The 23,756-nt window shown below is 44.1% G+C and carries 24 protein-coding genes; 1 reads left to right on the forward strand and 23 read right to left on the reverse strand.

The window, feature by feature from the left end; translation table 11 throughout:
- Window positions 1–36: 36 nt before the first annotated feature.
- The 20 genes from xseA to D5281_RS03600 all read right to left on the reverse strand — a co-directional run bounded on the left by xseA (window position 37) and on the right by D5281_RS03600 (window position 19,190).
- Window positions 37–1,257 (reverse strand): exodeoxyribonuclease VII large subunit, encoded by a 1,221-nt coding sequence (gene xseA / locus D5281_RS03510; RefSeq protein WP_160558768.1) that lies wholly within the window; start codon window positions 1,255–1,257, stop codon window positions 37–39.
- 45 nt (window positions 1,258–1,302) lie between these two features.
- Complete coding sequence (gene nusB / locus D5281_RS03515) at window positions 1,303–1,701, reverse strand: transcription antitermination factor NusB (protein ID WP_160558769.1); 399 nt, start codon at window positions 1,699–1,701, stop codon at window positions 1,303–1,305.
- Between the two features lie 16 nt (window positions 1,702–1,717).
- On the reverse strand, window positions 1,718–2,104 hold the full coding sequence (locus D5281_RS03520) for an Asp23/Gls24 family envelope stress response protein (RefSeq protein WP_160558770.1): 387 nt from the start codon (window positions 2,102–2,104) through the stop codon (window positions 1,718–1,720).
- A gap of 91 nt (window positions 2,105–2,195) precedes the next feature.
- Window positions 2,196–3,431, reverse strand: coding sequence for a transglutaminase domain-containing protein (locus D5281_RS03525; RefSeq protein WP_160558771.1), 1,236 nt, complete (start codon window positions 3,429–3,431; stop codon window positions 2,196–2,198).
- Window positions 3,432–5,024, reverse strand: a complete 1,593-nt coding sequence (locus tag D5281_RS03530) for a peptide chain release factor 3 (RefSeq protein ID WP_330584794.1) — start codon at window positions 5,022–5,024, stop codon at window positions 3,432–3,434. It abuts the gene before it with no gap.
- A 167-nt stretch (window positions 5,025–5,191) separates the two neighbouring features.
- Window positions 5,192–5,317 carry a hypothetical protein gene (locus D5281_RS25400; RefSeq protein ID WP_277935149.1) on the reverse strand — a complete coding sequence of 42 codons (126 nt, stop codon included), beginning with the start codon at window positions 5,315–5,317 and terminating at the stop codon, window positions 5,192–5,194.
- 181 nt (window positions 5,318–5,498) lie between these two features.
- Entirely contained in the window at window positions 5,499–6,242 is a 744-nt protein-coding gene (locus D5281_RS03535; RefSeq protein ID WP_160558859.1) for a SpoIIIAH-like family protein, read from the reverse strand.
- A gap of 28 nt (window positions 6,243–6,270) precedes the next feature.
- On the reverse strand, window positions 6,271–6,912 hold the full coding sequence (locus tag D5281_RS03540) for a stage III sporulation protein AG (protein WP_160558772.1): 642 nt from the start codon (window positions 6,910–6,912) through the stop codon (window positions 6,271–6,273).
- 62 nt (window positions 6,913–6,974) lie between these two features.
- Window positions 6,975–7,544, reverse strand: coding sequence for a stage III sporulation protein AF (locus tag D5281_RS03545; RefSeq protein ID WP_160558773.1), 570 nt, complete (start codon window positions 7,542–7,544; stop codon window positions 6,975–6,977).
- A 24-nt stretch (window positions 7,545–7,568) separates the two neighbouring features.
- Window positions 7,569–8,729 carry a stage III sporulation protein AE gene (locus D5281_RS03550; protein WP_160558774.1) on the reverse strand — a complete coding sequence of 387 codons (1,161 nt, stop codon included), beginning with the start codon at window positions 8,727–8,729 and terminating at the stop codon, window positions 7,569–7,571.
- Between the two features lies 1 nt (window position 8,730).
- On the reverse strand, window positions 8,731–9,117 hold the full coding sequence (locus D5281_RS03555) for a SpoIIIAC/SpoIIIAD family protein (RefSeq protein WP_160558775.1): 387 nt from the start codon (window positions 9,115–9,117) through the stop codon (window positions 8,731–8,733).
- Window positions 9,118–9,206: 89 nt separating this feature from the next.
- Entirely contained in the window at window positions 9,207–9,401 is a 195-nt protein-coding gene (gene spoIIIAC, locus D5281_RS03560) for a stage III sporulation protein AC (protein WP_120466438.1), read from the reverse strand.
- A gap of 19 nt (window positions 9,402–9,420) precedes the next feature.
- Window positions 9,421–9,936 carry a stage III sporulation protein AB gene (locus D5281_RS03565; RefSeq protein WP_160558776.1) on the reverse strand — a complete coding sequence of 172 codons (516 nt, stop codon included), beginning with the start codon at window positions 9,934–9,936 and terminating at the stop codon, window positions 9,421–9,423.
- Window positions 9,930–10,928 (reverse strand): stage III sporulation protein AA, encoded by a 999-nt coding sequence (gene spoIIIAA, locus D5281_RS03570; RefSeq protein ID WP_277935150.1) that lies wholly within the window; start codon window positions 10,926–10,928, stop codon window positions 9,930–9,932. Before spoIIIAA ends, D5281_RS03565 begins: the two co-directional genes overlap by 7 nt.
- Before the next feature lie 224 nt (window positions 10,929–11,152).
- Entirely contained in the window at window positions 11,153–13,243 is a 2,091-nt protein-coding gene (locus D5281_RS03575) for a polyribonucleotide nucleotidyltransferase (protein WP_160558777.1), read from the reverse strand.
- Window positions 13,244–13,372: 129 nt separating this feature from the next.
- Complete coding sequence (gene rpsO, locus D5281_RS03580; protein ID WP_160558778.1) at window positions 13,373–13,639, reverse strand: 30S ribosomal protein S15; 267 nt, start codon at window positions 13,637–13,639, stop codon at window positions 13,373–13,375.
- Between the two features lie 595 nt (window positions 13,640–14,234).
- Window positions 14,235–15,254 (reverse strand): ABC transporter permease subunit, encoded by a 1,020-nt coding sequence (locus D5281_RS03585; RefSeq protein ID WP_160558779.1) that lies wholly within the window; start codon window positions 15,252–15,254, stop codon window positions 14,235–14,237.
- Window positions 15,251–16,318: an ABC transporter permease gene (locus D5281_RS03590; RefSeq protein ID WP_160558780.1), complete on the reverse strand. Its 1,068-nt coding sequence runs from the start codon at window positions 16,316–16,318 to the stop codon at window positions 15,251–15,253. The genes D5281_RS03585 and D5281_RS03590 overlap by 4 nt, the downstream gene beginning before the upstream one ends.
- The gene (locus D5281_RS03595; RefSeq protein WP_160558781.1) at window positions 16,318–17,835 is read right to left on the reverse strand and encodes a sugar ABC transporter ATP-binding protein; all 1,518 of its coding nucleotides are present in this window, start codon (window positions 17,833–17,835) and stop codon (window positions 16,318–16,320) included. Before D5281_RS03595 ends, D5281_RS03590 begins: the two co-directional genes overlap by 1 nt.
- Before the next feature lie 242 nt (window positions 17,836–18,077).
- A complete protein-coding gene (locus tag D5281_RS03600) occupies window positions 18,078–19,190 on the reverse strand; it encodes an ABC transporter substrate-binding protein (protein WP_160558782.1) in 1,113 nt (370 codons plus the stop codon).
- Window positions 19,191–19,596: 406 nt separating this feature from the next.
- Here D5281_RS03600 and D5281_RS03605 point away from each other — a divergent pair, with 406 nt between their 5' ends.
- Window positions 19,597–20,676, forward strand: coding sequence for a GntR family transcriptional regulator (locus tag D5281_RS03605; RefSeq protein WP_160558783.1), 1,080 nt, complete (start codon window positions 19,597–19,599; stop codon window positions 20,674–20,676).
- 3 nt (window positions 20,677–20,679) lie between these two features.
- Here D5281_RS03605 and D5281_RS03610 read toward each other — a convergent pair whose 3' ends face one another.
- The 3 genes from D5281_RS03610 to D5281_RS25405 form a co-directional block, all read right to left on the reverse strand.
- Window positions 20,680–22,296, reverse strand: coding sequence for a response regulator transcription factor (locus D5281_RS03610; RefSeq protein WP_160558784.1), 1,617 nt, complete (start codon window positions 22,294–22,296; stop codon window positions 20,680–20,682).
- Window positions 22,297–22,424: 128 nt separating this feature from the next.
- Window positions 22,425–23,468, reverse strand: coding sequence for an ABC transporter substrate-binding protein (locus tag D5281_RS03615; protein ID WP_160558785.1), 1,044 nt, complete (start codon window positions 23,466–23,468; stop codon window positions 22,425–22,427).
- 39 nt (window positions 23,469–23,507) lie between these two features.
- Window positions 23,508–23,750, reverse strand: a complete 243-nt coding sequence (locus D5281_RS25405) for a sensor histidine kinase (RefSeq protein WP_277935151.1) — start codon at window positions 23,748–23,750, stop codon at window positions 23,508–23,510.
- Window positions 23,751–23,756 lie beyond the last annotated feature (6 nt).

Raw genomic sequence — 23,756 nt, forward strand, 5'->3', positions numbered from 1 at the left:
ATACAACAAAGACACAAACTTTTTAGAAGGAACAGTCTATGCTTTTTGAGAAATATACTCTTTGGGATATTTCTCAATTACTTCCGCTTCCATCCTGCCATTTTTCACATAAATCTGCAGCTTATCACCGATTCCAACCTCGTTTATATCTGTCAGGGTTCTTCCCTCCTTGTCCGAAACATAAGAATATCCCTGATTCAGCTTATCAAGAGGGGAAAGCCCCTTTAATTTTTCTATATAAATTGCCAGTCTGTGTCTTTTATACATGAGCTGATTTTTCATGGCATTCGTCATTCTATCTTCCAGATTCACAGCGTAAGTTTTTTTCTCTCTGATTTTCCCTGCCGGGCTGTTCATTTTCAGCCTGGCCTCCACAGCCTTAAGCCTTGTACGCTCAAGTCTTAGACGTCCCTGCATCTGACGGTTTAACGTAATCTTTGCGCTCTCCAGCTGTGATTGTAATAAAAAAACATCATATACGGCCAGCTCTGCCGCCGCCGAAGGGGTCGGGGCACGTAAATCAGCCACATAGTCTATGATTGTAGTATCTGTCTCATGTCCTACCGCTGAAATAACAGGAATGCTGCAGTCAAAAACTGCCTGCGCTACCACTTCCTCATTAAAAGCCCATAAATCCTCAATTGAACCGCCGCCCCGTCCTACAATCATTACATCCACCTGCCTTGCCTCCAAGGCATGTATTCCTTCTACGATGCTTGCCGCTGCCGACTCACCCTGCACAATAGCCGGATATAAAATAATCTGTACATATGGATTTCTTCTGGATGCGATATTGATAATGTCCCTGACTGCGGCTCCTGTGGGCGCTGTCACTACACCTACTGTCCTGACATATTCCGGTATGGGTTTTTTATACTCAGGCGCAAACATCCCGCGTTCAAGCAGTTCCTGTTTTAAACGTTCAAAGCGTTCGAAAAGGGCTCCCGCGCCATCTCTTGTTATGCTTTTGGCATACATCTGATACTTGCCATCCCGTTCATATACATCAATAGCGCCCTTTACCACTACCTGCATTCCTTCAGCCATCCGGAAAGTAAGGCCTAAGCGGTTTCCGGCAAACATCACACAGGAAATCGTTCCTTTTTCGTCCTTTAAAGTAAAATAAATATGTCCGGAGGAATGATATTTACAGTTACTGACCTCGCCCTTTACGGACAGTTCCTGTAATAAAAAATCCTGCGCGAACATATTTTTAATGTATGAATTTATCTGTCCTACTGTATAAACATTCTGCATTTTTAGCCTCATGCCACGGCTTTACCAGCCGCTCATGGCAATACTTTATGCAAATTTTGCCAGTACGCCATTTACAAAGGAAGGAGAGGAATCCTGTCCAAATTTCTTAGCCAGCTCCACCGCTTCGTTAATTGCCACGCCGGTAGGGATACTTTCATCATAGATAACCTCATAAACAGCCAGTCTTAAAATCGTCAGATCTACCTTTCCCATACGGCCTGTATCCCAGCCCTGTACCTTTTCGTTTAAGGCCTGATCAATTTCCTCCAGCTTCTCTATAATCCTATTAAATTTCTCACTGATCTGGGCATTGTCTTCCTCTGAGCCGGCATTTTCTTCTGATTCAAAAAAGAAAGTTTCCTGCTCTGCCATTTCATCCTTCGGATTAAACTCTACACGGAACAGCAGCTTGAAAAGCCGCTCCCTCATTTCTCTTCTGCTCATTAGCATCTACCTGTACTTATCCATTTTTCTGCATATTGACACCGGCAATACGGATATTCACATCCGAAACCTCCAGACCAGTCATATTTTCTATGGTTGATTTTACTTTTCCCTGTACCCGCTGGGAAGTAGATGGAATGTTATAGCCGTACTCCATAATCAGTGACAGCTCTGCTTTCACTTTCTTGCCGGTAACTTCTACCTTAACACCTTTTGAAAGGCTCTTTACACCCACTCTGCTCATAAGCTCGTTGCTGATATTGCCTGCCATAGCTGCAACGCCCTCTACCTCTGTTGCCGCAAGGCCTGCAATCATTGCCACCACATCATCTGCAATTTTCACTGTACCTAAATCTTCATCTCCCTGTAATACATAGGTGTTCTGTTCAAAAGTTTTTTCCATAATTGCGTTCCTTTCTTCCCTTTGACGAAAGTCTGTTACTGTTAATATATCAAAAATTCTGCTTTTTGCATAGCCCAAATTAACTTCTCTGCTACAGCCAAAAGCTAAGGCTTAGCTGTTCTTCATTTTCCGCATAAGAAACTGTTCCCTCCTGGGTATCCAAATATTTAAAGATTCCCTGTTCCTCAATCAAATAGCCAATCATTTCCATATACACCTGCATATCCGAACATTTTAATGTCACATAAGTGCTGCCCTGCCCATAGGCCGCCTGAAACATTTCTCTTATTCTTTCCTGATCGGGACTTGTGAAATAGCGTCCTTCCCTGACATAATAATTATCCTGCATAGAGTCACAGACAGGCACCTCCACAATAGGCTCAATGATATGGGTCTTCTCAAGCTGCTGTGTGGTAACACACAGATAATCATAATTAATGGGCGGAATGCTGCCAAGAGCCTTATCGCTGCTTCCTTCTACAATCTGGTAAGATGCGTCTCCCCATGTAGTATCTACATAATAATAATTTCCATCCATCTTAACCAAATTCCAGGCATGTCCTTCTCCGCCGGAAACTCTTCCCATAATCAAAGTAGCCTCGATCCCGGCCTTTCTCAAAAGGTACTGGGTTGCTTTTGCATAGCCCTGGCACACACTTCTTCTGTGAATGAAAACAGAGCAGATATTCTGATTATCAGGAGCTGAAGCATCATATTCCGTCTGCGCGATAATATATTCATAAATATATTTCACAATTCCGTATTCATCCAGCCCATCGCCCATCCCGGACAAGCACTCCTTAACATATTGGTCTATCTGCGCTTCTCTGGCGATGATCTCCTCCTTTGGAAGATTGTAAGTGCCGGAAAAGGTAATCTTTTTCACCACTTCCCCCAATGTATATCGTGTAAAGGTATAACCCTCCACATAAAAAATCTCAGGATGATCATTTAACACACATTGAAAGACCTTTTCGATCCTGTCTGTCTCCACACAGGATAATCCTACTCCGTCCCCAAACTCCTGCAATATTTTAAGTATCTCCGCATAAACAATCTGTTCTTCCTCATTCAGCCTGTCATAATGAAAAAGCCCTGTCTGCTGTTTTCTGATGAAATCTGTTTCCTGAGGGGAGATCCCTATAAGCCCCTCTACTTCCCCTGCCTGTGCTTCCTGCTTTTCTTCCTGGGCAGCATCCTCCCTTTCCGGTAAGCCTTCCTGCCCATAGGTGTCTTCTCCTTTCACCTCCGGCCTGGTAAAATTACCGCAGCCATAAAGCAGCAGGATACACAAAGCAACCGCCCATATGATTTTCTTTCTTTTCATTTAATCACGTCCAAATTCCGAAAGCTTTAATCCTTCATTCCGTTCTAATGTCATACCCACGCTCCATGCATTTACAAACAATAAGAGTGGATTTCCTTTTAAGTCTTTTATCTTTTTCATGTCGGAAGTCCCGACTAACTTGTTTAAATCAATCTCTTTGTTTTCAATCCACCTGATATGCTCATAGGGCAGATTCTCTAATCTAATTTCCACATTATATTCATTTTCCAGACGGTATTTCAGCACATCAAATTGCAGCACACCCACTACCCCTACTATAATCTCCTCCATACCGGTATTAAATTCCTGAAAAATCTGAATAGCACCCTCCTGGGCAATCTGGGTGATTCCCTTTACAAACTGCTTCCGCTTCATTGTGTCAATCTGTCTCACCCTTGCAAAATGCTCCGGTGCAAAAGTAGGTATTCCCTCATAGCAAAACTGCTCCTTAGGCATACACAACGTATCTCCGATAGAAAAAATGCCTGGATCAAAAACGCCAATAATATCCCCTGCGTAGGCCTCATCCAAAATTTTTCTTTCGCTGGCCATAATCTGCTGTGGCTGGGAAAGGCGCATAACCTTTCCGCCCTGCACATGCTTTACCTCCATGCTTGCTTCATACTTTCCCGAACAAATCCGCATAAACGCAATCCTGTCTCTGTGCGCCCTGTTCATATTGGCCTGTATCTTAAATACAAAAGCGGAAAAATCATGTTCATCCGGAACAATTAAGCCTGTATCCGCCTTTCTTGGCAAAGGGGTTGTGGTCATTTTAAGGAAATGCTGCAAAAAGAACTCCACACCGAAGTTGGTAAGCGCCGACCCAAAAAATACAGGCGTCAGGTCGCCGGAGCGCACTAAATCCAAATCAAATTCCGCACTGGCGCCATCTAAAAGCTCAATTTCGTCCTTAAGCGTATCGGCTGCTTCCTGCCCGATTACCCCTATAAGCTTGTCCTGTTCGCTTGCAGGGATTTCCGTAATCTCGCCCTCTTTCGTCCCCTTCTCCGTGTCTGAATACGTAAGAACGCACTGCCTATCCCTGTCATAGACTCCTTTAAACCTTTTCCCGCAGCCAATAGGCCAGTTGATGGGACATGTGGCAATCCCAAGTTCTTTTTCTATTTCATCTAACAATTCAAATGTATCGTTGGCCTCCCTGTCCATCTTATTAATAAATGTAAAAATAGGAATCTTTCTCATTACACAGACTTTAAACAGCTTTCGGGTCTGCGCTTCCACTCCTTTCGAGGCATCTATCACCATCACTGCAGAATCTGCCGCCATCAAAGTACGGTACGTATCCTCCGAGAAGTCCTGATGCCCTGGCGTGTCCAAAATATTAATACAAAAACCATCATATTCAAATTGTAAAACCGAAGATGTAACTGAAATACCCCTCTCCTTTTCAATTTCCATCCAATCGGAAACCGCATGCCTTGCTGTTGCCTTACCTTTCACACTTCCTGCCAGATTAATTGCCCCTCCATATAAAAGGAACTTTTCTGTCAGGGTCGTCTTTCCTGCATCCGGGTGGGAAATAATTGCAAAGGTTCTTCTTCTGTTTATTTCCTGCTCATAGTTACTCACTTTTTTTCCTCCAGATTATCAAACGCCATCACGCTTTATACGTTAGCTTATTGATGAAAAATGTATCATTGCTATGCTTATAAGCTATGCCCATAGAAGCATATCATAATCTGCTAAATTAATAAAGCACTATCCTCCAAAATTTTCATCCATACATCAGTATCTCCTTATTGGTCATGTGGAAACAGAAGCCTTTCGGCGTTCAGCAAAGCATGCGTCCCTGTCTCCCTAAAGCCCGCCCTATTATCCATAGCGCCTGTTCCCACACCGGCCCAAACAACGATAATTTTCATGAGGTATCTCTTTCTTTTCACGCTTACTTTCTTTTCACGCTTACTTTTACAATAGGATACCACATTTTTTAAAATATAGCATCTATATTATTCCTATGACTATCTTAAGAAATCATTTGCGGTGACTTAAAATCCCACAGCCCAAGACATCGTTTCCGGCGTACGAAGGGCAATCGTACTATCAACCCGCATTTAAAGTACTAATCACAATAGATTCCGGCGCCACGCCTGTTTTTCGGATGATAATGTCTTCAATCTGCGCACGCTGCGCCTCCGTAAGCTCCTGTGCATTCACCACCACGTCAACGGTATCCTCTGTTATGCTCACTACCACATCATCAAATCCTTTACTCTCCAAAAGGATTTCTGCAGCGGTTTCCTTTTCAGCCACATCCGTAAGCGCAATCATGTCATCTACTGCCGCCTGTTTTTGTTCCTCGCTGATATTTACGTTATTGATGATTTCAAGCAGAGTCTCTTTGTTTTTCGCTCTGGTCTGTTCCTTCATAAGTCTTGCCCCTGAAAGGGTATCTAAGCTGCTGGCGGAGGTAAAAACCGCTTCTCCCGGCGTTTCATCCCCGGATAATTCACTTCCTATATTCTGTGCCATATCCCCTGTCATATTCTCTGCCATAATTTCGTCCATCGTTTCATCCAGATAATTGTCCGCCGAAATCACTACCTCCGAGTCCATGCTTTGGATATCTGAATTATTGGCCTGTTCTATATCCTCATCAGATATTTCAAATAATGCCGCCACATCCTCATCTGTCCCTGTAACCACCTGGTCACTGGCCACAACCGTATCTGAACCTGCTGTCATAATTTCTTCTTCCGTAATCCTGCTGCCGGCAAAATTCAGATACCCTGCAACCGCAATCATGATTGCCAGCGCCGTAATCATAATTTGATTCTTCTTCACCATATTTTTCAAATCCACTTCTCCTTCTTACTTATGATATCATTTTAACTATTTTAATTTTATGTGCTCCTATGCCAAATAATGCCTGAATTGCTTCTGTTATATTTTTTACAATTTGGGCATCTCCTCCGCCTTCCGCGGATACCACTACCCCCGCCACTTTAGGGGCCAGAACTTTCTTTACATAAGGTGTGTCCTCACTCCCCTGCCCTTTTAAATAGATTGTCTGTTCATCATTGCTTATATCCGTAGTATTCCTGCTTCCGCCTGCCGAATCCACCTCCGTGGTGCCATTTCTCGTAGTATTGATATCCTTTTCCACAACAGCTTCCCCTGAACTTTCAAGGGTAACCATCACCTGTACCTTCCCTACACCCTCCATACTGCCCAAAAGCTTCTCCAAAGACAGCTCCAGAAAAGAAGCATAAGCTAATAATGCATCTTCACTGCCTGCCCCGCTTTGTGTAAAAGCCAAATCAGGTATGCTCTCCGGCTGTAAATTTAATATAGCACTTTCACTGTCCGATTGACCGGACTCTGCCATCCTTTTTGCGGTTGTTTTTTCCGTAGGCCAGACAACGACCAAAAGAAGGATACCGCTAAGCAGCATAATCAAAAAATTATCCTTTGTAAATTTTAATTTTAGTTTTTTGGTCCATTCCTTTTCCTCCATGCAAGCCTCCCTTCCTGCGCGTGTTTTTCAATCATTTCTGCCAACCGCACGCCCAAGACCTGCTATTCCAAAAGAATCTCAAGCCTTTGTGCATCTACTCCAAGCTGATCTGCATACATCTTTTTCAGGCTTTCATCTACCGTTTTTTCTTTTTCATTTTCTCCAACCTTTACCGGTTCCACATAAATTGCGCCTGCCCCGGATTTTTCTTCCGATACCGTAATAATAATCTCCGCCCCATTTCCTGTTTCCTTCCCTTGTCTAAGACTTTCTGCAAATTTGACGCTGACAATCTCATAATCACTTTCACAAGCTGCCAGCCGCTTCTTCATCTCTTCTTCCATACTTTTATAAATTTCTGTTTCACTGTCTTTTATTTTCCCTTCATTTTCTCCATAAATATCGTTTAATCCGGCCATTTGCTGCTCCAAAAGTGATATTCTGTTTTTTATTTCCAATTTTACATCTTCTTCTGCAAATAGCTGGATCAAAGGTTCCATAAAACGCATAATCATAATAATTCCAATCAATATCCGCACATATTTATCATAAGAATTACCCGGCACAAAAAACAAAACCGCCTGGGCTATAATCATAAAAATACATATTTCTTTCACAGCACCAACCATCATAACCCTCAATTTTCAGAATATATCCTATGAAATCGTATAAGACGCCACCGCTACTACAATCATAAACAAAATCATGGAAGTGCATACACAGCGTAAAAAAAGAAAACACCCGCCTCCTACCCTGTCCGCACACAGAGAAATTCTTTTATCGCTGACAATCCCTGTGATCGCCGCTCCCAGCTTTACCGTTGCCGTAACAATCAATATTTTTAAAAGAGGAGTCAGACATGCTCCAAAAAGCACAATGAAAAGCAATACCCCCATGCTGTTTTTAATCAAAACCGCCGAACCCAGCACCAGCTCCGCCACTCCTTCCGTCACTCCCCCTATGCCCGGAATGGCGGACACCGCTTTACGCATGGCAGAAATTCTAAGCCCCGATGCTACAGGCACAATAACAGCCTGTACCAGACTTAAGCCTGTGATTGCCCCCATAGCCACCTTAAGGGCAAGTCCGATTCCCTTTTCAATAAAGTCAAGCAAAAGCGTTAGTTTTTCTTCTGTCCAAAATCCATTTAAAAGAGCCAGCATTACATAACTGAAAATAAAAGGTACCATAACGCTGCTTAAAAAGCTTTCCACCAGATAGGCCACTATCAGCATGAATTGATAATAGTACACACCGGAAGCTGCTCCCTGGGCGGCGCCCACAGCTACACAGTAAGTCGGTACAAACAATTTCACGAATAACACAATATTTTCCACTGCCTGCGTGGCAGTCTCCGACACAAATAAAATCACCTTTGTCAGAATCACCATAAGGAACAAATACAGAAAATAAAATCCTGACTGTGCAAGCTGCCCACCTGCAAACAAGTCGGAAAATTCTGCAAAAAGCGCCGAAACTACACCCAAAACCAAAATATAAATGAAAATCTGTCGAAGCCCTGACAATTCCCCAAACAGGCCATCCTTCACCTGTTCTGCAAACATTTTAAATGCCTGCGGCGCATTCCCTTCCATAATCATCACAAGCATCTGCCCTGAATCAATTTCCATACCAGGGAAAAGGCTGTCCATCCCCTCATTGACCTGACTCAAATCATTAGATTTCAGCCACCTGTCTATATAGTCAAACTCTGCCCCACTTTCTTTCTTTTCACTTGCACAGGCTCTCATTTCAGGCAAAGACAATGCTATCATAATCATTCCCCAAAAAAATAAAAATCTCCGGCACTTTTTCATTCTAACCCCCAATTGCATTGATATTTCCAATCACCGCTGTCAGCACTGGTATCCCCATAAGCAGAACTGACAGCTTTCCAAATATTTCTATCTGCCCCGCTACCGCTCCATATCCTGCATCCTTACATATGGAAGCACAAAATTCACAGACATAAGTAATGCCCACCGCCTTAAGCAAAAATCCCAGATACTCGCCACTGCTATTTAAATATTTCTCCAGCTCTTTTACGCCGGTCATGAGTGCTTTCAGACCATTTAACGAAAAGGTAAACACTACAAGGCAAATCACTACTCCCAGATATAATCCATATTCCGGCCGGTTTGACTTAAATTGCAGCGCAAGCATCACACCTGCCACTCCCAATATCCCAATTTTTACAATTTCCATCCCAATCCCTCTTTCTTTCCGGCAAAGCACAAATTTGTGGATGACACAAACTTTTACTTTTCGCTCTGACCTCCATACTGTCACCATTTTTACAAATCAAATAAATCCTGTATCATTACAAACAAATCATATATGTAAGGTAAAATCCATGTCAGTACCAAAATCAGCCCTGCCAGACTAATCAAAAAGGCATGTTCTTCCCTCCCACTGTGCTTCAAAATCTGACCCAAAATGGTTATCAAAATCCCCACCGCCGCTATTTTAAAAATCAGGTTTATCTCCATATTCCCTCCATGCGATTGATTATAAAAGCAGAATAGATATCAGTACTCCGGCTCCTACTCCAAAGCTCATAATCATTTTATTTTTACCCTTCCGTTCTTTTTCCAGTTCCTCGATATGTAAGTTGATTTCCCGAAGCAACCCGTCCAAAGCCTGTGCCTGTGCATCTTCTTCCATCAATCCAAGACAGGAAGGAAAATCGAGCAAAAACCTCTTTTCTTTTTGGGTCAACGGCTGGTTTTCCAAAACCTCCCCTATGTATCTTTGCCAGGCCAAAGGGAAATTTTTTCCTTCTTCATAAACTTCTGTGAAAATTACTTCAAAAGCTCTTTTAAACGGCCCCTCATTATTTTCCGAAAGTTTCCACAATGCTTCCGGAACCGCTGCCTTTTGATAGGCGATATAATATTTCATATTTTCATAGAGAATACGCATCTGTTTCAGCAAAAAAAGACGTCTGGTACCGTCTGCGCATATACCGGCTGTAAATCCAACGCATCCGGTTATCACCAGTATGCACCCTATCAGATTTAGCATTTTCCTTTTCCCCTCTTTGCAGGGATTTCATTACCCTCTCCGTCAAAAATCCCTCTGACCGTACAAATACCGATCTTTTTTTCCAGGAATATGTATCTGTCAAAGATTTTTTCAGGACGGTACTCCCATCTCTCATTCCCACTGTTCTTTTCCATATCCATAAACTTATATACATCTTCCATAGAATTTCCATGTATGGTTGCCAATACACTGCTGCCGCACTTTAGTATCTGGAACAAAGCCTTCCTGTCTTCATAGCTTCCAATCTCATCTACCGCCACCACAGCAGGCGCCATGGAGCGCATTAAAAGCATCATTCCCTGTATCTTAGGACATCCGTCCAGCACATCCGTGCGCATACCTACGTTGTTCTGCGGAATGCCCATAAAGCTTCCGGCGATTTCCGAACGCTCGTCCACTACTCCCACCTGTCTTCCTTGGGCGTAAGCGTTCCCCTCCGATGTCTGCCGCACAATATCCCGAAGCAGCGTGGTTTTCCCACACCCAGGGGGCGCTATAATCAGGGTATTCAAAAAGCAGCCATCCTGATAAAGATGCTCCATTACCCCATCCGCCGCCCCAATCACTTCATGGGAAATCCGGACGTTCATAAACCGGATATGGGCTATATTCCGCACCGTTCCATCTCCGTTTAAGACCACCTGTCCTGCCAGACCAATCCTGTGTCCTCCAGGAACAGTTAAAAATCCCTGTCTTATCTCATTTTCAAAAGCATAGATGGAATGGCGGCATACATTTTGAAGGATTTCATTCATTTCCCGCTCTGTCATACACCATGCATCCTGACAAAAATGATCTACCGTTCCTTTATTTGACAGAAATTTTTCCGCACCCGCTATTACAACCCGCACCGGCTGCCCGATTGCAAGGCGTATTTCCTGTAGTTTGTCCACCTGTAAAAGTGCCTGCTCCCATCTAAGCTTCAGGGAATCCGGAAATATACGTATAATTTCTTCTCTTTTTGTCATCATAATCCCCCATTTTGGCCAGCCGCCCACCCTATGAGCGCAGGCTTATCCGCCAACTAAAAAACGGTTGCTTTTCAATCTATTTGCCTCTTATCCCAATATATGAAAAATTGGCCAAGTTATGCCTGTAAATTATGCGGTTGCTCAGAACGCCCTGGGAACTATCCCCACACGCACAAAAGGCTATGCCTAAGCATAGCCTTCTGATCCTTTATAACAAATTCTATTTATTTCTGTGCCACATCTTTCATGGAGAAGCTCATTCTTCCCATTCTGTCCTTGCCAAGGCACACAACCGTCACCTTATCCCCAAGAGTGAGCACATCCTCTACGCGGTTGATTCTCTCTTTGGCAATCTTGGAAATGTGGACCATCCCCTCCTTGCCGGGCGCAAACTCAACGAAAGCGCCAAATTCTTTAATGCTTACCACAATCCCCTGGAAAATCTGCCCTTCCTGGTAATCCGTAACAATGGTCTTGATGTATTCCAAAGCCTTATCCATCATAGCGGCGTCCGTACCGCATACGGACACGTTTCCATCGTCTGTAATATCGATCTTGACCCCTGTGCGGGCAATGATCTCATTGATGGTCTTACCTCGCTGGCCTACCACATCCCCAATCTTTTCAGGGTCGATCTGAAGGGAAATGATCTTAGGCGCGTAAGGGCCAACCTCCGCTCTGGGCGCATCAATCGCTTTCTTCATGCAGTTATCCATGATAAACAATCTAGCCTCCCGGCATCTAGCAATGGCGCCTTCCACGATAGGTCTTGTAAGACCATGAATCTTAATATCCATCTGAATAGCCGTAATACCTTCTGTGGTACCTGTCACCTTAAAGTCCATGTCCCCAAAGAAGTCTTCCAGTCCCTGGATATCCGTAAGCAGTACGAAATCATCGTCACTCTCCCCGGTAACCAGACCGCAGGAAATACCTGCAACCATCTTCTTAATGGGCACGCCTGCAGCCATCAGGGACATACAGGATGCACAGGTAGAAGCCATGGATGTGGAACCATTGGACTCAAAAGTCTCGGAAACCGTACGGATTGCATAAGGGAATTCTTCTTCTGAGGGAAGTACGGGTATAAGCGCTCTTTCCGCCAAAGCGCCATGACCGATTTCCCTTCTGCCGGGCCCTCTTGAGGGCTTCGTCTCACCTACGGAGTAGGAGGGGAAATTGTAGTGGTGCATATAACGCTTGCTCACTTCATTTTCATCCAATCCGTCAATCCTCTGCTGTTCGGACAAAGGAGCCAGTGTACACACATTGCAAATCTGGGTTTGCCCACGGGTAAACATTGCGGAGCCATGTACTCTGGGAATAATGTCAACCTCCGCTGCCAAAGGACGAATCTGGGTAATCTCACGGCCGTCCGGGCGCTTATGGTCTTTTAAAATCATCTTGCGGACTGTCTTTTTCTCATACTGGTAAATTGCCTCACCCAGCACAGACAGCCATTCCTCATTTTCCGCAAAGGCTTCCTCTAACTTTTCCGTGATATTTTTAATATTCTCCTCACGGACCTGTTTTTCGTCTGTGAAAACTGCCTCCTCCATTTCAGCAGGCGGTACGATCTCCCTAATTGCCGCAAAAAGCTCCTCCGGAACGGCACAGCTTGTATAAGTGTGTTTTTCCTTGCCAACCTCAGCCACGATCTGGTTGATGAAAGCAATGATTGTCTGGTTGATCTCATGGGCTTTATAAATAGCCTCAATCATTTTTTCTTCAGGAATCTCATTGGCGCCTGCTTCAATCATGATCACCTTTTCCGATGTGGATGCCACAGTCAAATCTAAATCGCCATTTTTCCACTGCTCCTGGGACGGGTTGATGATAAATTCCCCATCTATCATTCCCATCTGGGTCATAGCGCAGGGTCCATCGAAGGGAATATCTGAAATGCTGGTTGCAATAGCCGCTCCCAGCATAGCCACCAGCTCCGGGCGGCAGGCCGGGTCAACGCTCATAACCATATTGTTTAAGGTTACATCATTCCGGTAATCCTTTGGAAACAAAGGACGCATAGGCCTGTCAATGACACGGCTTGTAAGTATGGCATTCTCGGATGCCTTACCCTCTCTCTTATTAAATCCTCCGGGGATTTTTCCTACTGCATACAGCTTTTCCTCATACTCTACACTCAGCGGGAAAAAATCAATTCCTTCCCTTGGCTTGTCTGATGCGGTTGCGGTAGACAACACGGTGGTATCGCCATAATGCATAAACGCGCATCCGTTTGCCTGCTTGCCCACTCTGTTCACATCAACGCTGAGTGTACGGCCTGCAAGCTCCATTGAAAACGTCTTGTACATAATCTCTCTCCTTTTCTTTGCTCACCAGCCGGATGCCCGCCAAATACCATCGCTATTGGCAAACCGGCACATTGAATAAAAAGGCGGAGACCGAATCAATCGGTATGCTCCGCCTTAAAACTGCCATTTTTACTTTCTAAGTCCCAGTTTCTCAATCAAAGCACGGTATCTTTCGATGTCTTTCTCTTTCAGATAATTAAGAAGACCACGTCTCTGACCAACCATCTTAAACATACCTCTTCTGGAATGATTATCTTTCGGATGCACCTTCAGATGCTCTGTAAGCTCCTGGATTCTTGCTGATAATACCGCAATCTGTACCTCAGGTGAACCTGTGTCACCCTCACATCTTGCATGCTGCTGCATAATTGCTGTTTTCTTTTCTTTAGAAATCATGAAATCTCCTCCTTCATTTTCATACACCTGCTGCTAAGAACCGGTCGGAGAATCCTAAGTTCTGGGCAACGGTAAACTTCATACCGATTAATCATAGCACGGCTTTGGACAAATGTAAAGAAATAAATTCATAGATTGATTTCTCTCACGGAATGCGCAGTAAATGCACATTCCTGACCCATAAAAAGTAACCTTGGCACATTGCCTGCGAGAATAAACATGTGCTTGGCTCTTGAATCCTGCTGCCGGATATGCTATATTATAGGCAGAAAAGGGAAAGCCATAGAAGCGGCTCTACCCACACAACAAGTTTATATTTCTGCTAAAAAGTAGTCAGCCGTCACTATTGGTAGTAGTGGCGGCTATTTCTTTTTCCCCTGTAAACCTGATAAATCAAATTCACAAGGGCGACAATGAGTATTCCAATCTGAATGAAATCCTGATATGTAACATACATTGTATCGCCCTCCTTTCTTTCGTCTGGAGGGCTGCTTAAACCCTCCGAAAAAACAAGAGGGGGAAGCCGCCTTTGGCTCTATGGTTTCCCATGAATGGAGTATAGCGCACATTTCCGTGTCAAGCAATTACAATAAGCTTACGCTTTCTTACTTTCTTTAATCTTGGCAAACACTGCCTGCAGCAGAATGAAGAAGCATAGCAAAATGGCCGTAATAATGTTTGCCCAGGAGCTTACCAGCTTGCCGTTGGTCTTTACCAGGGTTGAAATCGTACCGTTAATAAGCACACCCACCAGCGATCCAAAGACATTGCCCACGCCGCCGGTCAAAAGCGTTCCGCCAATAACTGAAGATGAAATTGCGTCCATTTCAAGCCCCGCCGCCTGGGTGGTGGTGCCGCACATCGTATTTAAGCAGTAGCAAATCCCACCAATGGAGGTCAGGAAACTGCACAATGTATAAGTAAGAAGTTTTGTTTTCTTTACATTTAAGCCCATCAGCGTTGCGGAAACCTGATTGCCGCCCACCGCATAAATACTTCTCCCAAATTTGGTATACTTTAACATGAGAAAGACAAGGAGTACCACCAGCAGCGCCACAATAACCGTAGGGCGAATAAAGGGAACCTGGTAGATTCCTTTTTTATTTTCATAGCCGCCGAAAGGAATGGTGAGCTTTGCATTGGAAATTGCCGTAAAAATCTTATCCGAAACAATACTTACCTGATCTTTGCAAATCACGGCCGTCATGCCCCTGGCAAAAAACATTCCTGCCATCGTCACGATAAAAGGCTGGATTTCCAGATATGCCACGCAGAATCCCTGCACAAGCCCAAATGCAATACCTATTATAAGAACCATAACCATCAGCGCCGGACTTTTCATTCCCCAGTTTTCCATGCCTACCGCCAGAATCATACAGTCCATGGCTATCAGGGAGCCTACGGAAATATCAATACCGCCTGTCAGCATGACACAGGTCATTCCCGCTGCTACCACAATCAGCCCTGCATTATTAATTAACACATTTAAAAATGTCTGGAAATGCGTAAAGCCTCTGTCCGAATAAATGATGCAGCCGCCCAAATACATTGTGACAAACAGCACTACCGTGATGGCCAGTAATATATTATTTCCGCCTATTTTCCGTTTTTTCATGCCTTCACCACCTCCTTTGCTGCTGCCCTCTTAGCGGACATCTTTTTGAAATATGCCCTCACCGCCTCTGACTGGATGACCACAATCAGGATAACCACAATGGCCTTAAACACCGGTGCCTGTGCAGAGGAAACGCCCAGGGCATACAGCGTTGTCGTGATAGCCTGAATTGTATATGCACCAATGATAGATCCGGCAAGATTAAACTTGCCACCGCCAAGGCTGTTGCCGCCTAACGCCACTGCAAGAATTGCATCCAGTTCCATATTCAGTCCAATATTATTTGTATCTGCGGAATAAATCCTGCATGTCGCCACCAGGCCGGCAATGCCCGCACACAGGCCGCAGATCACATAGCATAACAGAATGATCTTTGCCGAATTAAAGCCGGATATCCTGGAAGCCCTTTTGTTAATACCTACACTCTGGATATAAGTTCCTAATGCTGTCATCCGCAAAACTAGACCGGCTATTACCACACAAACTGCCGCAATGATGATCGGTGTTGGGATAATACCGCAGTATCCGCCGAAAAACTGGAAGGACGGCACACGTACATAAACGATATTGCTGTTGCATAAAAGCAGCCCGATTGCTCTGCCTGCCGACCAAAGAATCAGGGTTGCAACCATGGGCTGGATATTCATATAGGCCACCAAAAATCCATTAAATAAACCACAGACGCATGCAGTTGCAATGCCTGCCAGCATTCCAACCCAGAGAGGCACATTATACTCGCTCACATTTGTCACACCATAACCTGCAAGCAGCATACAGCAAAGGCCTCCCGACAGGCTCATCACGGAACCTACTGAAATATCCGTACCGGCGGAGGCTGAAACAACAAGTGTCATACCGATTGCCAGAATCGCCACTTCACTGCCCCGGTTAAGCACATCAATCAGGCGTCCATATAAAATGCCATTATTGATGCTAATCGTAAAAAAGCTCAACGGTGCATTCCCGGCGGCAATATCATAAACCACATTAATCAACATAACCAATATCATGCTGAAGATTGGCAGGAAAAGTTTCATTTTTGTAATTTTCTTTATTTTTTCCATTATTTAGCACCCACTGCAATTGCCTTCATAACGCCCTCCTGGGTTAGTTCTTCTCCTTCGATTTCACCCACCTTTGCACCATCCCTAAGAACAGCCATGCGGTTACAGGTTCTAAGCATCTCCTCAATCTCAGAAGAAATAAACATAACGCTCTTTCCCTCCTCCGCCAGCTGTATGACAAGCTTCTGAATTTCTGTTTTCGTTCCGATATCAATACCACGGGTAGGCTCATCTAAAATAAGGAAATCCGGGTCTGTGGCAAGCCAGCGCGCTAAAATAGCCTTCTGTTGGTTTCCCCCGGAAAGCTGTTTGATCAGCGTCTCCCTGCTGGCCGTCTTAATTTGCAGAAGCTCAATAAATTTATCTGCAATCTCAACCTGTTTTGCCATTGGAATTTTTTTGAAGATCCCCTGTTTTGCCTGCATGGCAAGAATAATATTTTCCCGCACGGACAAATCTCCGATGATTCCCTCCGCTTTTCTGTCATCCGGCAAAAGGCCCATGCCAAGGTTCATGGCATCAATTGGATTCTTAATCGTCACTTCCTGTTCCTTTACTTTTAAAGTACCGGTCTGTGCCCTGTCTGCGCCATAAATAGCCCGTGCCAGTTCGCTTCTGCCGCTTCCTAAAAGCCCGGTCAGACCGATTACCTCTCCTTTATGTATCTCCAAATCAAAAGGTTTAATCGTTCCTGCATGGCTTAGTCCTTTCGCATCAATTACAAGGGGCTCTTTTGATTTATCACCGCTGCCCTCAGGTTTAATGCTCGCCAAATCGTCAAAATCTTTTCCCATCATTGCAGCAACCAATTGTACACGGGGCAGCTCCTCAATGCTATATTCCCCTACTAAAGTACCGTTTCGAAGAACAGTGATTCCATCGCAGACTTCATATACCTGCTCCAGGAAATGCGTTACAAATACGATTCCAACGCCCTTAGCGCGAAGCTTTCTCATCATACCGAAAAGCTTTTCTACTTCATTATCATCTAAGGATGAGGTAGGCTCATCCAAAACCAGAACTTTACAATCCATATCCACAGCCCGGGCAATGGCTATCATCTGCTGCAAAGCCAGGGAATATTCTTCCAGATTCTGCGTTACGTCAATCTCTAAATCCAGATCCTGCATCAACTTCGCTGCCATTTCATTCATTTTTTTTCTGTTTACCGTTCTAATCTTTGTCATAGGCTCTCTGCCAATAAAAAGATTCTCCGCAACAGAAAGATTCGGGCAAAGATTTACCTCCTGATAAACCGTGGAGATGCCCTTTTTCTGAGCATCCATGGTATCCTTATTTACAATCGAACCGGCTATACCCTCTAAATAAATTTCTCCCGCTTCAAATTTATTTACCCCGGTAAGGCACTTGATCAATGTGGACTTTCCGGCTCCATTTTCCCCCATAAGCGCACGGATTTCCCCTTTTTTCAAATTGAAATCCACATTTTCCAGCGCTTTTACCCCGGGAAATGTCATACAGATTCCTTTCATGCTTAAAACAATATCATTTTCCATGCAGATGCCTCCTTATAAGAATTTCCTTCCCAGATAATCGTTTCAGATGCCATTTACTATTTTCCCCGCAGCCTGTTTTTCCGCCATAATATGTAAAGAGGAGAGCCCCAGTTTCCCGGGATACCCTCCCTTTTTATGATTTCTTCCTTTGATTTATGGTTCATCCCATTTGGGAATATGCTTCTTGAACCTGCTTTTTTTATTTCTCTGTCTGTTGATTCCCGTCATTTCAAAACCATTTCTTAATATGCACGGCCGTCCAAAACTTCCTGAGACATTGTAATCGCGTACTGGCTCTCAATACCGGGCGCTACGAAAGCTTCATCCTTAACCAGGGTCCAAGCGTCCACTGCTTCACCTGCTTCTAATTTCTTGACTACTTCTTCAGCAAATCCTGCCTGCAAAGGATTACACTCTACGTTACAAGTAATCTTGCCGTCTAATGTGTACTGAAGTCCGTCATGGGTAGCATCAAAAGAGATAATCTGTACATCGCCGTCAACACCGTATGTAATACCTGCCGCATCCATTGCATCCATTGCACCGTATGCTTCATTATCGTTCTGGCATACCACTACGTTAAATCCACCATTGCCATAAGTCTTGATGAAAGACTCCATAACCTCCTGGCCTCCTGCCTGGGTGAAATCACCTGACTGGGAATCAAGTTTTGTCCAGTTATCATGCTGTGCAAGAATATTGTCAAAACCTTCCGTACGGCCAAGTGTTGCAGATGCGCCCACAGAGCCTTCAATTACAAGAATATTTGCTTCTTTGTCGCCAAGATATTCTGCAAGCCAATTGCCCGCTGCCTCACCTTCCGCAACCATATCGCAGCCAAGCGCCGTTGTGTACAAGGAAGGATCCGCATCCACTGCACGGTCTACAATCAGAACCGGAATGCCTGCATCCTGTGCTTCCTGAAGAACCGTATCCCAGCCTGCTGACTGAATTGGCGCAATGCAGATATAATCAAGTTCCTGCTCTATAAAGCCGCGGACCGTCTCGATCTGAACCGCATGGTCATTGTCACAGTCTACGAAAGATAATTCATAACCGTTCTCCGCGCTGAATGTATCCTGATAATTCTTTGTGTTGGCTGCGCGCCAGTCAGATTCATGTCCAACCTGTGCAAAACCAACTTTGATAAGTTCGCCGTCTGCTGCCGGGGCCGTATCCTGGGACGAAGTCTCATCTTCGGACGAAGCCTCATCCTGCGCCGGAGCCTCATCTTCTGTTTCTGCCTCATCCTGTACCTGGGCCGTTTCTTCCGCAGGCGCTGCAGATTTACCACAGGCAGTCAAAGCGGAAACTGTCATTGCTGTAATGAGTAGTAGTGCAAGTTTCTTCTTCATTTTTTTTCCTCCATAAATTAAATTTTGTTCGAAACAGGTTTCCCTGTCTCTATAGCTTTACTCTAACTGATTTATTTTTTATCAGCAATTCTTTTTTGTGCATTTATTCCAATTTCGTATTTCTATACAATACAAATTTTTGTACATTGTGCTATATTGCAATACAAATTTTATACAACAGGTTGGATTTTTTTGGATTCTGTAAGATTTTTTAAGATTTTCAGATGACCAAGAGCCTTTTTCCACAAATTTCAGTGAAAAAATATGTGTCATTTTGCCCAATTTTTAAAACAAATAGAAAAAAATTTGGATTTTTTACTTTTTTGCCTGCTTCCGGTAAAAGATTTTCACCTTTTATGAAAATCTTTTATCAGATAATATTGATTTAAATGAAAGGAAATTTTTTATGTCCGCAAAATATGTATGGCTTGCAGAATTGCTGAAAAATCTCATAGAAGAACACGCCGGAAGTATTTTCAAACTTCCTACTGAAGCTGCGCTCTGTAAAAAATATGGCGTCAGCCGTCAGACCGTCAGGAAAGCGCTTTCTGTTTTAGAAGAAGAACACCTGATAGAAAAACGGCAGGGCAGCGGTTCCTACACCACCGGACTTTCAAATAAGGCTGAGGAAAATACGGCTGCAATTTTAATCTGTTCCGATACGGAATACATTTACCCGTCACTTCTTGCAGATATACGAAATGCCTTGCAGAAACAAGGCTTTTCTTCCACTGTTTATATGACGGAAAATCAGGTATCCAAAGAAAGAAAAATTTTAGAATATTTACTTGCCCATCCGGTCCGCGGTATCTTAAGCGAAGGGTGCAAAACGGCCTTTCCCACCCCGAATCAGGATTTGTACCAGCGTTTGGCGCAAAAGGGTGTTTCCCTTTTATTTTTCCGCGGAAGCTATACAAACCTCCCGGATTTTCCTTTTATTAAGGCTGACAACTACGAAGGCGGTTATTTTCTTGGAAAGTATCTCGTCTCTTTAGGGCACAAAAAAATAGCCGGTATTTTTAAATCCGATGATATGCAAGGGCCCGAACGGTGCCATGGCTTTTTGTCCGCCCTGAGGGATGAATCCGTTACTTTTCAGGAAGAAACTATCTGTTACTTTGATACCGTAAAGCTTTCCGCCCTTCAAAAAAAGCACGATACGGGCTTTTTGTCCGATTTTATCACCCACCAGTTAGGCGAATCCACCGCCATCATCTGTCACAACGATGAAATCGCCTACTGGCTTATAAAAGAATTAATCTATAGAAATCTACGCGTCCCCGAAGATGTCAGCGTAGTCTGTTTTGGCAGCTCCTATCTCAGCGATCTGTCCCCTGTGCCGATTACGTCTATCTCTCATCATAAGCACCAGCTGGGAACGGCCGCCGCCGAAGCTCTTGGGAATCTTATGAAAGGCGCTTTCATATCCTCCCGGAAGATACCCTGGAAACTGAATATCAAAAAAAGCGCTTCCAGCTGTCCATGAGCATCACTTACCGCTCCTGTATTCCCTTGGTGTACACCCCACTGTCTTTTTAAACACAAAGCTGAAATAATGCGGATCTTTATATCCTACCTGGGCTGCAATCTCTCCGGAATATTTTTCTGTCTGCCTCAGCAGTTTCTTTGCTTTTTCCATCCGCTTCTTTGTCACATATTCAATAAATGTTATCTGCATTTCCTGGCTGAACACGCTGCTGAAATAATTTCCGCTTACACCAATTGCCCCTGCCACAGTATTTAAGGAAAGCCTCTCATCGCTGAAATTTTCTTCAATATATTCCAATCCTCTTTTCAGTACCCTCTTACCCTGGTTTACACTTTCCTTATCCCGCAGCGCAAGCGCCTGTCCTAACAGCTTTCTCATATACGCATAGATATCACCGCCATTTACAGATGCATCCCTCACCATATGATACTCATCCTCCGGCAAGATAGCCTGCTTATCTATTCCCCCATCTTCCATATAGTGGATAACGCTGAACCGTATATTTAAGAGTAAATAATCCCGGAACATCCTTGAGCCCAATGCGTCTTTCACGCTGGCAAGATAGCCCTTTATGAAGTCCTCCAGTTCCTCCTGTTTTCCTTCCCGCAAAAAGCTGCCGATGATTTCCGGATTCATCTTGGCGCTGTCCACCGCCTCAAAACTTTTCGTATCGTTCCCCAGCAGATAATCTTCCGTATCTTTTTCTGTCAGAATATGTTGTTTGGGGTGGAAAAAACGATGGGCTAAAATGTGGTTTGCTTTGGTATAGCACTCTGCCAGCATAGAAAGCCGTTCAACAGGATCTCCTACCGCCGCATGCCACTCCGTCATATTTTCTTCTCTGCAGATTTTCTCAATATGATCCACACACCGTTTTGTCAGCTCCTCCATCCGTTCTGCTTCCCCTTTGATTAAAATACCTAGCAGATTGATATTCCAATAGAAAGTCAAATACTCGGGAAAACGCATAAAATAGCGCAAAAGCGCCTCCCTCACCCTCCCATGCATTTCCGCTTCTTCCGCCCCAAGCTCCGGACTCTGCCGCTTTACCAATAAATTCAACAAGATTAGATTATAGCACGGGCCATCCAGATTCAAGGAAATTTTTGCCGCTTCTTCGTAAATCTGCTGCGCGGAAAGCACCCCTCCGAACACCCTTTCCAGAAAATTCCTGCGGGCATAATCCTCATATTCCTTCATTTCATTTTGAAATGTCTCCAGGTAATTTTTCTGTTCCCTCTCGTTTTCAATTTTTTCCCGAAGTTCCAAAAGCACCTTCCGCAGAGCGCCTCTTGTAATCGGCTTTAGCAGATACTGTTCCACCCCTACCCGAATCGCCCTTTGTACATATTCAAACTCATCATAGCCGCTGATGATAATAATTTTGATTTCCGGTATTTCCTGCACCACAATCTGGCTCAGGGCCAATCCATCCATAAACGGCATCCGGATATCCGTAATCAGTACATCCGGGCGGATTTTTCTAATCATTGGCAGCGCCATTTCCCCATCATTTGCCTCCCCTGTAAATTCGTAGCCATATTCCCGCCAGGGGATATTATTTTTCAATCCTTCTCTGACAATACTTTCGTCTTCTACTAAAAATACTTTTAACATTCCTATCCCTCCTGCATAAAATAGGCAAAACCTATTGCCATGTATCAAAAGCTCTGCCTGCGATACTGCCTTAACAGGTCCCTTCCAAAGCCGGCACGCCCTGACTGTAAACGGCCAGGCGCCAGAAGTTAATATGTTCTGTCGTCCATAAATTTCTCAACATTTTCTTTTGTAAATACATTTTCTTCTACCACATAACTTTTCTCTACCGGTTCTCCCCTCTCCAGTCTTTGAATAATTTTATCAATATAGGCGCCCTGCACCGGATTGCACTCAATATCCACATTGATCCAGCCCTTTTTTACCAGTTCCAGCGCATCATAAATTGCATCGAAAGAAATAACCGTTACCGCTCCATATTCTCCAAAGCTGATGCCGGCTTCCTGCATGGCTTCAATAGCCCCCATTGTCATATCATCATTCTGCGATACCAGTATATCGATATCCTCATGTCGGCGGAGCATGTCCCACATAACCTCTTTTCCTCTCGTTGCGGTGAAATCGCCCGTTCTCTGCTCCAATATATGCCAATTATCATGATATTCTGCGATTTCGCAAAAACCTTTGGTTCTGCCAAGCTCCGCTGTTGAGCCAAGGGTCCCCTGCAGCACTACAATATTGATTTCCTCCGATGCTCTCCCCATTTTCCGCAGATACCTCTCTAACCATCTTCCGGCCTTCTTGCCTTCTTCTTTTGTATCTGTCCCAATCCATGTGGTGTAAAGTGATTCATCTCTCACATCTACCATGCGGTCTATAATAATCACCGGAATCTCCGCATCCTTCGCTTCTCGCAGCACCGTCTCCCAGCCGCTTTCTATCACCGGTGCAAAAACAATATAATCAACCCGCTGGGAAATAAAACCGCGGATTGCCTTAATCTGATTTTCCTGCATTTGTCTTGCATTATTCAAAATAAGAAAATACCCGGCATCCTTTGTCAAAGCATCCTGGATAGAAAGGGTGTGTGCCGACCTCCAGCCAGATTCACTGCCTAACTGGGAAACCCCCACCACAATCAAATCTTCCTGCTCCATTGGCGCCTGTTCTATTTCAACTCCTCTAAAAAGGCCACCGCCTACAAAAAAAAGCGGCACAATGCACAACAGTACAATCAGTATACTCACATGTCCAAAAACCAGTTTCTTTAACTTTCCTATTATTTTCTTCATACGAATCCCCATTCCTGCCAGCAGCCTACAAATCTGTGCCTATTCCTCTTTTTCCTTCAACGATTCTTCAACCGTATTTTCAAAAAATTCCACTGCCGGAATGACAATACTCACCTTTGTGCCTTTTCCTCTTTCTGATTCTATCATCATTCCATATTCCATACCAAAATTCATGCGGATCCGCTCATTGACATTTGCAAGCCCAAAGCCTTTTTCCGTCTCCTTACAGGGTTTTTTGGATTTCCGCCTGCAGTCTTTCCAGCTCTTGCTTTTCCATGCCAACGCCAT

Origin of the sequence: Parablautia muri, from assembly GCF_009917485.1 — a bacterium.
Classification (GTDB): Bacteria; Bacillota; Clostridia; order Lachnospirales; family Lachnospiraceae; genus Suilimivivens; species Suilimivivens muri.